The organism is Agromyces albus (assembly GCF_030815405.1).
GTDB lineage: Bacteria > Actinomycetota > Actinomycetes > Actinomycetales > Microbacteriaceae > Agromyces > Agromyces albus_A.
Genome location: NZ_JAUSWX010000001.1, coordinates 808760 through 820796 on the forward strand (window position 1 = coordinate 808760; position 12037 = coordinate 820796).

The 12037-nt window shown below is 70.6% G+C and carries 11 protein-coding genes; 6 read left to right on the forward strand and 5 right to left on the reverse strand.

Annotated elements, in window-relative coordinates:
• Positions 1 to 78 precede the first annotated feature (78 nt).
• The 3 genes from QFZ29_RS03740 to QFZ29_RS03750 all read left to right on the forward strand — a co-directional run bounded on the left by QFZ29_RS03740 (position 79) and on the right by QFZ29_RS03750 (position 3211).
• Positions 79 to 1725: a sensor histidine kinase gene (locus tag QFZ29_RS03740; RefSeq protein WP_306892904.1), complete on the forward strand. Its 1647-nt coding sequence runs from the start codon at positions 79 to 81 to the stop codon at positions 1723 to 1725.
• Positions 1722 to 2876, forward strand: coding sequence for a GGDEF domain-containing protein (locus QFZ29_RS03745; RefSeq protein WP_306892905.1), 1155 nt, complete (start codon positions 1722 to 1724; stop codon positions 2874 to 2876). Before QFZ29_RS03740 ends, QFZ29_RS03745 begins: the two co-directional genes overlap by 4 nt.
• Positions 2877 to 3022: 146 nt before the next feature.
• Positions 3023 to 3211 carry a hypothetical protein gene (locus QFZ29_RS03750; protein ID WP_306892906.1) on the forward strand — a complete coding sequence of 63 codons (189 nt, stop codon included), beginning with the start codon at positions 3023 to 3025 and terminating at the stop codon, positions 3209 to 3211.
• Between the two features lie 48 nt (positions 3212 to 3259).
• On the opposite strand, the gene QFZ29_RS03755 is transcribed toward QFZ29_RS03750, so the two are convergent.
• The 5 genes from QFZ29_RS03755 to QFZ29_RS03775 form a co-directional block, all read right to left on the reverse strand.
• Positions 3260 to 4180: a response regulator transcription factor gene (locus QFZ29_RS03755; RefSeq protein ID WP_306892907.1), complete on the reverse strand. Its 921-nt coding sequence runs from the start codon at positions 4178 to 4180 to the stop codon at positions 3260 to 3262.
• 94 nt (positions 4181 to 4274) lie between these two features.
• Positions 4275 to 4658 carry a RidA family protein gene (locus tag QFZ29_RS03760; RefSeq protein WP_306892908.1) on the reverse strand — a complete coding sequence of 128 codons (384 nt, stop codon included), beginning with the start codon at positions 4656 to 4658 and terminating at the stop codon, positions 4275 to 4277.
• A 72-nt stretch (positions 4659 to 4730) separates the two neighbouring features.
• Positions 4731 to 5462 carry an IclR family transcriptional regulator gene (locus QFZ29_RS03765; RefSeq protein ID WP_306892909.1) on the reverse strand — a complete coding sequence of 244 codons (732 nt, stop codon included), beginning with the start codon at positions 5460 to 5462 and terminating at the stop codon, positions 4731 to 4733.
• Position 5463: 1 nt separating this feature from the next.
• Positions 5464 to 7074 (reverse strand): N-acyl-D-amino-acid deacylase family protein, encoded by a 1611-nt coding sequence (locus tag QFZ29_RS03770; protein ID WP_306892910.1) that lies wholly within the window; start codon positions 7072 to 7074, stop codon positions 5464 to 5466.
• A 58-nt stretch (positions 7075 to 7132) separates the two neighbouring features.
• Entirely contained in the window at positions 7133 to 8446 is a 1314-nt protein-coding gene (locus QFZ29_RS03775) for an alanine racemase (RefSeq protein ID WP_306892911.1), read from the reverse strand.
• Positions 8447 to 8540: 94 nt separating this feature from the next.
• Here QFZ29_RS03775 and QFZ29_RS03780 point away from each other — a divergent pair, with 94 nt between their 5' ends.
• The 3 genes from QFZ29_RS03780 to QFZ29_RS03790 all read left to right on the forward strand — a co-directional run bounded on the left by QFZ29_RS03780 (position 8541) and on the right by QFZ29_RS03790 (position 12025).
• Positions 8541 to 9440, forward strand: a complete 900-nt coding sequence (locus QFZ29_RS03780; RefSeq protein WP_306892912.1) for a sugar kinase — start codon at positions 8541 to 8543, stop codon at positions 9438 to 9440.
• Positions 9441 to 9454: 14 nt separating this feature from the next.
• The gene (locus tag QFZ29_RS03785; protein ID WP_306892913.1) at positions 9455 to 10066 is read left to right on the forward strand and encodes a bifunctional 4-hydroxy-2-oxoglutarate aldolase/2-dehydro-3-deoxy-phosphogluconate aldolase; all 612 of its coding nucleotides are present in this window, start codon (positions 9455 to 9457) and stop codon (positions 10064 to 10066) included.
• 294 nt (positions 10067 to 10360) lie between these two features.
• Positions 10361 to 12025, forward strand: a complete 1665-nt coding sequence (locus QFZ29_RS03790; protein WP_306892914.1) for an ABC transporter substrate-binding protein — start codon at positions 10361 to 10363, stop codon at positions 12023 to 12025.
• Positions 12026 to 12037: the final 12 nt, after the last annotated feature.

Consider the following 12037-nt stretch of genomic DNA (forward strand, 5'->3'; position numbering starts at 1 on the left):
CGCGGTCGCCACGCGTGCGCAGTCAGGACTTTCGGACATGGCCGCGCCGCGTGTCGTGGCCCCCGTTAGGCTCATCGCATGGGGGGAACGGGGGACACGACACGCGGCAGCGCGCTCGCGACGCTCGATCGATCTGTGATCCTGTCGCAACTGCTGTTCGGCGCGGTGGTCGTCGTCTTCGTCTTCACGCTCCTGGTGTTCGTGCCCGAGTCCGCGTCGCGGCCGCTCATGCTCGCCGGAGCCGCGGTGGCGTTCGTCGTGACCGGGCTGAGCGTGGTCATCCCGTGGCATCGGTTGCCTCGCGACGTCGTCATGCTCGTGCCCATCGTGGACATCGTCGCAGTAGGGCTCATGCGGCTCGGGGATCCGGCAGCGGGTGTCGGGCTGCTGTGGGTGTTCCCGACACTCTGGCTCGCGAGCTACTTCGGCCTGCGGGGCGCCGTGATCGCGGTGTCATCGTCGGCGGGGCTCGTCTGGCTCACCGAGATCATCACGGGACGCGCGCTCACCGTGGGAAGCATCCCTGGAGTCGTGCTGCTGCCGATGGCGCTGCTCTTCGTGGCGACGAGCGCAGTGCTCACGAGCCGGCGCACCAATGCGCAACGCGTCCTCCTGCGCACGCAGGCCGGACAAGTCGAGCGCGCCCTGCGCCGCGCGAACCGGCAGGAATCGCTCATCGCCGAGGTGCTGAACGCGGTCGACTTCGGAGTGGTGCGACTCGACCGCGAAGGACACGGGGCCGTCATGAACACCGCATACGCGCGCCTCTACCGGCTCGACATGGCCGTGCCCGACGCGGCCCGGCTCGGTGTCGCCTTCGCGGAAGACAGGGTCACCCCGCTCACACGCGACGAACTGCCGTTCAACCGCGCGGCGCGGGGCGACGAGTTCGACAACGTGATCACGTGGATCCCACGCGGAGGCGCGGAGCTTGCCGCGGTCGCCGTGACCTCGCGCCGGCTCTACGACGACGACAACGAGCCCGACGGCAGCGTGCTCGTCGCGCGTGACGTGACCGCCGAGCTGCTCGCCGTCCGCGCACGAGACGATCTCGTGGCATCCGTCTCCCACGAACTGCGCACGCCGATGACGTCGGTGCTCGGCTTCGTCGATCTCTCGCTCGACGAACCAGACCTGCCCTCGGGCGTACGGCGCAACCTCGAGATCATGGAACGAAACGGGGAGCGGATGCTCCAGCTCATCGCGAGCATCCTGCAGAGCGCACGTCAAGCGGATGCGCCGTCTCAGCTCGAGCTCGGTGACACCGACCTCGGCTCCATCGTGCTCGAGTCCGTCGAGTCGCTCCGTCCCCGTTCAGACGAGCGGGCACTCACGGTGACCGTCACGACGGCTGAGCACGTCATCGTTCGCGCCGATCACTTCCGCATCCGGCAGGTCGTCGACAACGTGCTCTCGAACGCCATCAAGTACAACCACACGGGCGGCGAGGTGACCCTCGGTGTGACGGCCGAGGAGGACACGGCATGGATCGTGGTGCGCGACGGCGGCATCGGCATCCCGGAGGCGGAGCTGCCACGGGTCTTCGACCGCTTCTTCCGGTCGGAGTCCGTGCGGCAGGGCAGCGTGCACGGCAGCGGGCTGGGTCTCGGCATCGCCCGCGACTTCGTGGAGCTGCACGGCGGGCGGCTGAGCATCGACAGCGAAGAAGGACGCGGGACCACCGTGATCATCACACTGCCCGTGTCCGGACCGGGGGCGGCATGAACATCGACCTGTACACGATCCAGCTCGCCACGACCACCGTCACCATCGTTGCCGGCGTGATGTTCATCCTCGACACCTTCCTCCGGAGGACGGATGCCGCGGGCCGCGTGTGGGCGGTCTCGTTCATGGCCGGCATCATGGCCTCCTTCGCTTACGCTGCGTGGGTCGTCGTGCCGGGCGCATGGTGGGCGGTCGCCGTCGGCAACGCGGCCATCGTGCTGAGCCCGGCGTTGCTCTGGAGCGGTGCGCGCGCCTACAACGGGCGACCGCACCTGGCGTGGATCGGCGTGCTCGGCTCCGCGGCAGCCGCCACGGCGGTGCTCGGTGCGGGCCCCCGCGGCGGCGACTGGGCGGGCGCCGCCGTGATGTTCGCGCTCATCGCGACGTTCGGTGTGCTCGGAGCGATCGAGTCGTTGCGGGCGCCGATGCACGAGAACTGGACGGCGCGCGGGCTCACCGTCATCTTCCTGGTGGTGGCGCTCTTCTACGCGGCGCGCACCGCGGTCTTCCTGCTGCGAGGACCCGATGACCCCTTCTTCGCGACGTTCCTCGGCACGGAGGCCTCGGCGTTCGTGATCATCTCACTCGTCATCGTGACCTTGGCGAGCCTGCTGATCCTCCAAGGCGAGCGCGTGCCACGGATGCCGGGACGGGGCGACATCGCGCTCTTGTACAACTCCGATGCGGTCCTGAACGATGAGTTGTTCCGGGAGATCGTCGACGACTGGCTCGAGCGCGCGAACTTCCACGACGAGCAGCTCGTGTTCATGCGAGTGGAACTCGACGAGTGGGACGCGCTCAACACCGCGTTCGGGCGGTCGGTGGGCTCGAAGCTCCAGGGAGAGTTCACGGCCGCGGTCCGGCGCTTCAGCTCGCCGCACTCGAACATCGGCACCGCTGGGCCGGGCGCGCTCGTGGTCGTCGGGCCGTACGTGCGAGTCGAGCAGGCGGCGCTGAATGCCGAGGCGATCCAGGTGGGTCTCCGCGAGAACCGCATCGAGGCGGCGCAGGGGATCCGGTTGTCGGCGAGCATCGGGCTTGCCGGCACCGACCGGTACGGCTACGACTTCGATCGGCTGATGGATGCCGCAACGGATGCCGCTTCGAGCGCACGCGAAGGCGGGGGAGACGCCATCGTGCTCGCGGAGTGAGCGGCGGCGCGCTGTACCCCGAATGCCGAGATCTTGAGGAGATCTTGAGGAGACGTTGCCGCATCCCCGCGCTGATCTCGAGGTCACCCAGCGAGACTCGTGGCGTGGTGCGGGGACGCTGCACCAGAAGTCAGGAGAAAACCGAGATGCTCGATCTCGCCACCCTCGAGGTCCACCCCCGGACCACCCCCGTGGGCGTGGCGACCATCGCAGCTCGGTTCACGCAGCCGCTTCTCGATCCCGAACTTGAAGCGTACGCATTCGACTTCGTCGCCGGTCGACTCCCTACCGTCCATCCGCTCGACCGGTTGCATCGTCCCCGCCACAATTCTTGACACGGCCTGCCTGCCTGAGCGGATGCCGCGCTGCAGCCACTGGCCGGCTCACGCGCCGTCGTCGGCCGTCAGCCGGTAGCCGACGCCGCGCACCGTCTCGATCCACCGGGGATGCGAGGCGCTCTCGCCGATCTTCCGGCGCAGGTTCGCGAGGTGCACCTCGACGGCGCGCTTGTCGGCGTCGCTGACGAAGGACGACGTGACGTAGCTCTCTCCGCGGAGGGCCACGGCGAGGTCGGACTTGCTTCGCACGCGTCGCCTCGACGACATGATGTCGCTCAGGAGCTCGAACTCGCTGCGTGTGAGCTCGAGTTCGTCTCCGTCGACGGTGACGAGATGCATCTCGGAGTGGAGCCGGAGGCCTCGATGCTCGAGCCATCCGAGCTCGGATCCGACCGGCTGTGCAGCCGGATTCGCCGGCGGCCTGCCACCGGGCGGGTGTCCCGAGGCGACCGCATTCGCGGCCTCGGATGCGGCCGTCTCCCGCCGCGGCACCGGTGACGGGGCACGCTCGCCGAGCATGGACGGCGCCGCGCCGTCGGCGTTTCCCGACCCGCTCGCGAGGCGTGGGCGGCGGAGCATCGCCTCGATCCGTGCCCGGAGCTCGCGCGGCCGGAACGGCTTCGCGACGTAGTCGTCGGCCCCGGCCTCGAGCCCCATGAGCGTGTCGATCTCGTCGCTTCGAGCGGTCAGCATGATGAGGTAGGTCTCGCTGAACGCGCGGATGCGCTTCGCGGTCTCGAACCCGTCGATCCCCGGCATGCTGATGTCGAGCGTTGTCAGCGTCGGATGGTGCCGCCGAACCTCCTCGATGCCGTCGAGCCCGTTTCCGGCGCTGTGGGTCTCGAAACCCGCTTGCTCGAGCACTTGCTCGAGCAGTTGCCGGATGTCGGCGTCGTCCTCGATGACGACCGCGACGCGATCACGTCTCGTCGTCGGTGCGTCACCGCGTGCATCGTTGCTCGCCACTTCGCCCTCCCCGTGCGGCCCGTGTCTCCCCGGCGCCAGTCTAGAGCGCACGGCCGGGCGGGGACAGGCGGCACGCTCCGGCCGCCCGCCTTCGTCAGTCCTGCGGGATCGCCGCGACGACGTCGATCTCGACGAGGATGTTCGCCAGGCGCGAGCCGACGGTCGTGCGCACCGGGTAGGGCTCGGTGAAGAACTCGGCGTAGGCCGCGTTGTACTCGGCGAAGTCGGCGAGGTCCTCGAGATGGGCGGTGACCTTCACGACGTCGTCGAACGAGAGCCCGTACTCGGCGAGCACGGCGCCGATGTTGCGCAGCACCTGGCGGGTCTGCTCGGCTGCGCCGCCCTCGACGACGAGACCCGTGGCCGGATCCTGCGGGCCGAATCCGGCGGTGTACAGGAATCCGTTCGCGACCACGCCATGGCTGTACGGCCCTGCGGGCTTCGGCGCGTTCGAGAGGGTGACGGCGGTCTTGGACATGGTTCCTCCGGTGGGATTCGAGCAGATGCGGTATCCGCTGGTCTGACGGATGCGCCGAGGCATCCGCTGTGGTCAGCCGAGCTCTCGCGAGATGAGCTCGGCGGTCTCGCGCAGGGCGGGCAGGTGCGCCTGCAGCTGGTCGAGGTCGGCGACCATGCGGATCGCGGTGACCGAGAGCGCGCCGACGACGCCCATCGGGCTGCGGATCGGCACGGCGATGCAGTTCACGAACGCCTCGAACTCGCGATCGTCGGTGGCCCAGCCGCGGGCGTTCACGAGGGCGAGCTCCCGGTCGAGGCGATCGCGGGTGGTGATGGTGTGCTCGGTGTAGCGCTGCCAGGTGACGCCGGCGAGCACGGCGTCGCGGGCGGGCCGGTCGAGGCCGGCGAGGATCGCCTTGCCGACCCCCGAGCAGTAGGGGATCACCTCGCGGCCGATGCGCGAGTACATGCGGACCCCCGATTCGTCCTCGGCCTTGTCGACGTAGACGATCGAGCGGTCCATGAGGGCGGCGAGGTGCACGGTGTTGCCCGTGCGGCGCTGCAGTCGGCGCACGTGCTCGGCGCCGGCCTCCCGGAGGTCGAGCGAGTCGAGCGCCAGCTTCGAGAGGGCCGCGAGCCGGGTGCCGAGCGAGTAGCGGCCCGAGCCGCGCCGGCGCACCCAGCCGACCCCCTCGAGCGCCTGCAGCTCCCGGAACATCGTCGAGCGGTGCAGTCCGAACGACTCGGCGAGTTCGGCGACGGTGCGCGGGTCGGCGGCGATCGCATCGATGATGCGCGCGGCGCGGGTGACGCTCTGCGACATGTCAGGCCTCCTCGGCTTCCGCGGGTTGAGAAGGGAGCGCAGGTGAGCGACGGATGCCGCGCCCCGGCGTCGCACCGCTGAGCGCGCCGCCCGCGAGCACCGGAACTCCCGCGACGAACGCGTCGTCGATGCCCCGGGACAGCCCGAGCGGCGACTCGTAGCTCGCCGTGTCGGCGACCCGATCGGGATCGACGAGCACGACGTCGGCGATCCACCCCGGACGGATGCGCCCGCGCCGGCCGAGCCCGAACCGGTCGACGGCGCGCGTGGAGCACAGCGCCGCCGCCTCGGGCCACGACAGCGCGCCGCGCTCGCGCACGAGGTCGCCGAGGTATCTCGCGAACGTGCCGCGCGCCCGCGGGTGCGGGTGGGCGCCGACGAAGATGCCGTCGGAGCCGCCGAGGGCCCGAGGATGGGCGAGGATCGAGGCCAGCTCGGCCGGCGAGCGCTCGTTGCGCACCGCCATCACGACGTTCACCTCGAGGCGAGAGGCGGCGAGCACATCGAGGGCGAAGCTCGCCGGGTCGGTGTCGGCGCGGCGCGCCGCTTCGTCGAGGGTGAGACCGTGCGCCCAGTCGTACTCGGGGGCCGCGATGTGGGCGAGCGTGAGCATCGACGGCCACTCCGCGCCGAGGCTCGGGTAGTCGGCGATCGAGGGGAACCAGTACCGGAACAGCACCTCGCGCTCGGCGGGATCCGCGAGCGCCTCGATCACGTCGGCGACCGGCTGCACCGAGAGCGCAGCGGGCAGGATCGGCATCGTGAGGATGCTGCATCCCCGCGTGTACGGGTACGCGTCGAACGTCGCATCGACGCCGGCTGCCGCGAGCCCGTCGAGCAGGCCGTGGACGATGCCGGGCGCGGCGTGGAAGTGGGAGACGTGCACGGCGACGCCCGAATGCAGAGCGATCGCCTCCAGCTCGGCGACGCCGGCCGCCGAGTTGGCCTCGTACCCTCCGCGAAGGTGGGAGACGTAGACGCCGCCCGCGGCGGCGACGGGCTCGACGAGATGCGCGAGCTCGTCGGTCTCCGCGAAGATGCCGGGCACGTAGTCGAGTCCGGTCGAGAGGCCGAGGGCGCCGGCGGCGAGGCCGTCGGCCACGAGCGAAGTCATGGCTTCGAGCTCTGCGGATGCCGCGGCATCCGTCGACCGGCCCATCACCACATGCCGTACGGTGCCGGCTGGAACGAGGGTGCCGGCGTTCAGCGCCGTGGTGCCGTCGTAGCCGGCGAGCAGCGCAGCGACGCCGCCGCCCCGATAGGTCGGATGCCGGCCGTTGATCGCTGCGAAGTACTCGCTCGCGTAGCTGCCGTCGCCGGGTGCGAACGAGACGCCGTCCTGCCCGCCGATGACCGTCGTGACGCCCTGCCGCAACAGCGCGAGTTGCACGTCGGGATCGAAGAGGAGCGCATCAGCGTGCGAGTGCGCGTCGACGAATCCGGGCAGGAGCAGTCGCCCGGCGCCCTCGAGCACGGTGTCGGCTGCCGACGGGGCGACGCTGTCCGCGGGGTCGATTCGCACGATGAGCTCGCCGTCGAGCAGCACGTCGGCCGGCGCCGCGCCCGCGCCGACGCCATCGACGACGGTCACGTTGCGGATCAGGTGCGGCACGGGTTCCTCCTTCGGTGGGCGGCTGGGCGGCTGGGCGGTGGGTGGTGGCTCTGGCGCGTCAGAAGAACGTGCGCACGAGGTCGACCACGCGGTCGGAACCGCGGTGCTCGACGACCGGGATCCAGCGCCACTTGTCGAACGCCGTGCACGGATGCGAGAGGCCGAGTGACACGACATCGCCGATGCCGACCGGCAGCGCGGCATCCGAGCGCAGGAAGCCGTGCTGGTCGTTCACAGCGGTGACGGATGCCGCGACGAGCGGCTCCTCCTCGGCGCCGAGCCGCGCGGCCCACCCGAACGGCACCGGCAGTCCTTCGTCGTAGGGGAAGTCGCGCTTGCCGCCGTCGAGCAGGGCGAGCCCCGGCTCGGGATGCGAGACGACGCGAGCATAGCCCCGCATCGCCGAGATCAGCGCAGCACCGCCCGAGCGAGCGCCAGAGCCCGCGTCCGCGTCCGCGTCGAGCGGGGAGATGCCGTGGTAGAAGCCGTCGTCGTGCAGGAGCGAGGCGCCTGAGCGGAGGATCCAGCTCGCCGGGAGCCCCGCCGCGGCATCCGCTGCCATGGCCGGTGCGAACACGTCGGCGACGACGTCGAGGTAGGCGCTGCCGCCCGCGGTCACGACGAACTCGCGGTCGCCGACGAGCGGTCGCACCGCGGCGCGCAGTTCGAGGAGGTGACCGAGGTAGTCGCGCACGGCGGCGAGCGCCGCGAGGGAGCGGTCGTGGCCGAGGCTGCCCTCGTAGCCCGCCACGCCCGCGAGGCGAAGAGACGGCGAGCCGGCGATGCGCTCGGCGACCGCGACGGCTTCGTCGAGCGTGCGGGCGCCCGTGCGGCCCCCGGCTGCGCCCAGCTCGACGAGCACGTCGATCGGGCGGGGGAGCGGGGCATCCGGAAGCGCGTGCTCCATCGCCTCGATCGTCGCGACCGAATCGGCCCAGCAGGAGAAGGCGAAGCCGTCATCGGCGAGCTCGCTCGCGATGAACGCGAGCCCGGCGGGGGCGACGAGGGTGTTCGCGAGCATGATCCGGGCGACGCCGAACGTGCGCGCGGTGCGCACCTGCCCGGGTGTCGCGAGGGTGATGCCGGCCGCCCCGGCGTCGAGCTGGCGCTGCCAGAGCGCCGGTGCCATCGTGGTCTTGCCGTGCGGCATGAGGTCGAAGCCGTGAGAGGTCGCCCACTCCTGGATGACGCCCGCGTTGTGCGCGAGGGCCCGTTCGTCGAGCACGAGGAGCGGGGTCCAGAACTCGCTGAGGCGGGGCCCGCTCGCGAGGAACTCGCGCACCGTGAGTCCGGCAGCTCGAGCTGGGAGGCCCTTGTCGCTCGCCTCGAGGCGCTCCTCGGCGAGCTCGGCGATCACGCGCGGTTGCGGCATCCGTCATCCTCTCGTTCAGCGATGCGACCGGAGACGTGTTGCGTATGCTGCAACTGGTTTGCGCCGAATCTGCACACGCGCCAGCATAGGGCTCGTGACCCTCGCAGCGCAGCCCGACGTCGTCGCCATCGGCGAGACCATGGTGCTCATCGCGCCGACCGATGCTGAACCGCTCGAGCGCGCTGCCGACTTCCGCCTCGATCCCGGCGGCGCCGAGGCGAACGTCGCCTCGCACCTCGCCGCGCTCGGTCGCCGCGCAGCTTGGGCCGGCGTCGTCGGCGACGACGCGCTCGGGCGCCGCCTCGTGCGACAGCTCGCCAAGCGTGGCGTCGACACCCGCTGGGTCGGCGTCGACCCCGTGGCGCCCACGGGCGTGTACTTCAAGGACCCCGGCCGTGGCGTGCAGTACTTCCGTGCCGGGTCGGCGGCGTCGCGCATGACCTCGGCGCTCCTCGACGAGCTGCCCCTCGACACCGCCCGCATCGTGCACCTGAGCGGCATCACGCCGGCGCTCTCGGCAACGTGCGACGCCCTCGTCGACGCGGCTTTCACGCGGATCGCGTCAGGTCCCGCGATCGCGAGCTTCGACGTCAACCACCGGCCGGCGCTCTGGCCGTCGACGGATGCCGCGGCGCGCCGTCTTCGCGACCTCGCGGCGCGTGCCGACGTCGTGCTCGTCGGCCTCGACGAGGCAGCCGACCTCTGGGGCATCGCGACGGCCGACGACGTGAGGGCGCTGGTGCCCGAGCCGGCGCTCCTCGTCGTGAAGGACGGCGCAGTCGGCGCAACCGAGTTCGGAGCGGGAGGTGCCGTGCACGTGCCCGCGATCGAGACGGAACTCGTCGAGGCCGTGGGTGCAGGCGACGCGTTCGCCGCGGGCTACCTCGCCGCCCTGCTCGACGGCGCGCCATCCGACGGGCGACTGCGCGCCGGACACGAGCGCGCCGTGCTCGTGCTCGCAGATACCGCCGACTTCCCCCGCAACCGACCGTGACCGAGAGACCGCAGATGACCGAGATCGTGAACGCCGAATTCGATGAGATCCTCGCAGGGCGGCCGCTCATGGCGATCCTCCGAGGCCTGGGCGCCTCGCGCAGCCTCGAGATCGCCCGGCGCGCCTGGGAGCTCGGCATCGAGGTCGTCGAGCTTCCGATCCAGTCGCCGGCAGATCTCGAGGCGCTCACAGCCGTCGCCGAGGCCGGGCGAGCCGAGGGTCGCCTCGTCGGCGCGGGCACGGTCGTGTCGGCGCGCCACGTCGAGCTCGCGGCATCCGCCGGCGCTGCCTTCACGGTGAGCCCCGGCTTCGATGCGGACGTCGTGCGTGCCTCGGTCGCCGCGGGCCTCCCACCGCTGCCCGGCGTCGCGACGGCGAGCGAGGTGCAGGCCGCGATGGCGCTCGGCCTCACGTGGCTGAAGGCGTTCCCCGCGTCGCTGCTCGGCGCCCCCTGGTTCGCCGCGATGGCGGGCCCGTTCCCCGATGCCCGTTTCGTCGCGACCGGAGGGATGGATGCCGCGAATGCCGGCGCGTTCCTCGACGCGGGGGTTCGCACGGTCGCCGTCGGCTCGGCGCTCGAAGACCCGGCACAGCTGCCTGAGCTCGCGGCGGTGCTCGCGCGCTGACGTCGCGAATTCCTCCGGGACCGCGGGTGGGCGCCCTCCGCTGGCGTGCTTCCTTCGCCGGACCTCCTGGCGTGCCGTTCTTCGCGCCCGTCCTTCGGCCTGCCCCGAGCACCTTCGCGGCGCCCCGCCGAACCTCGCGAAATGACCGCCGGATGGCGCCGCTGTTTCCTATTCGTAAATAAAGTTTCCGGATAGTTCGTTTTCTGATAAGTTCCTTCCCAGTAACGCCCCCGGGCCCGTGTCCTGCTTGCCGCGGCGCTCTCTCCAGCAACGAAGCACGAGAAAGAAGGAACGATGATTCGTCGACCGAAACGCTCCATCGCCGCGGCTGTCGCCGCGGGCGCGGCCGCCCTGGCGCTCGCCCTGACCGGGTGCAGCCCCTCCGCGGAGGCCGGGGCGGACTCGCGACCGCTCCGCGTCTGGGCCGGCAGCGCCACGCCGATCAACAACAACTTCAACCCGTTCAACGTCGACACCGCCGTGCACGCGACCTACGGTGCGATCTACGAGCCGTTGTTCTTCTTCAACCAGCTCTCGAGCGAGCCGCCCGTGGGACTCCTCGGCGACAGCTACGAGTACAGCGAAGACGGCACGGTCATCACCGTGACGCTGAAGCCCGACCTCGAATGGAACGACGGCGAGCCGCTCACCGCCGCCGACGTCGCGTTCACCTTCGGCTACGGGCCGAACAAGAGCGAGGACCTGGTCTCGGCGGAGGCGGTCGACGACACCACCGTCGTGCTCAGCTTCTCCAAGCCGCAGTTCACCGGTGCGTCGCTCATCCTCGGGTCGACGTGGATCGTGCCCGAGCACGTCTGGGGCGAGATCGACGACTACATGGCCGAGACCAACCCCGAGCCCGTCGGCAGTGGACCGTACATGCTCAAGTCCTTCACCGAGGCCGCCTACACCGTGACCGCCAACGAGCACTTCCGCGACGGCGAGCCCGCCGTGAAGGAGGTGCAGTACATCGGGATCGATAGCAACCAGTCGTCCCAGGATCTCCTCGCCACAGGCCAGCTCGACTGGGTGGGACAGTTCGTCGCGAACCCCGATTCGGTCACCGGCAACGGCGTGATCTCCACGCTCAACCTGCAGCAGGACCCGACCGTGATCGTGACCTGTTCCTCGGCCGAGCTCGGCTGCACCGGGCCGCAGACCGACCCGGCGGTTCGCCAGGCGATCAACGTCGCCATCGACCGTTCGACGATCCGCGAGAAGGCCTTCGCCGGACTCGCAGGTGAGGCGACGCCCACGTTCATGCTCCTGCCGCGAGACGAGGGCTGGCTGAGCGACCCGACCCTCGAGGTGAGCCCACAGGAGTCGAATGCCGCCGAGGCATCCGGAATCCTGGAGGCCGCCGGCTACGCGAAGGGCGTCGACGGCTTCTATGCCAAGGACGGCCAGACGATCGAGCTCGACCTCTTCTCGCCCGACGGCTGGACCGACTACAACGATGCCGCGAAGCTCATCTCGGAGCAGGCTGCGGAGGCCGGCATCAAGATCACGGCCCGCACCGTCTCGGACGCCGACTACTGGACGCCGATCTCGGCAGGCGACTTCCAGCTCGCCATGTACGGACTCGCCGCGAGCCTCGTGGCCGACCCCTACTCGACGTACAGCGAATACTTCGCGGGCACGTCCACGGCGAAGGTCGGCGAGGACCCGGTCTCTGGCCAGAACTACGTGCGCTACAGCAACCCGACGGTCGACGCCGCGATCGTCGCCGCCGGAGCCACGCAGGACGAGGCGACGAAGCGCGACGCCTACGCGACCATCCATGCCGAGATCGTTCGTGACCTCCCGTACATCCCCGTCGTGCTGAACGCCTCGCAATCGTTCTTCAACACGACGGACTTCACGGGCTGGCCGTCGGAAGACGATCTGTACGCGGCTCCGCTGCCGTACACCTCGGTCGCGAACGCGGTCGTGCTCGCCCACCTCTCGCCCGCGAAGTAGGAACGGGCGGTC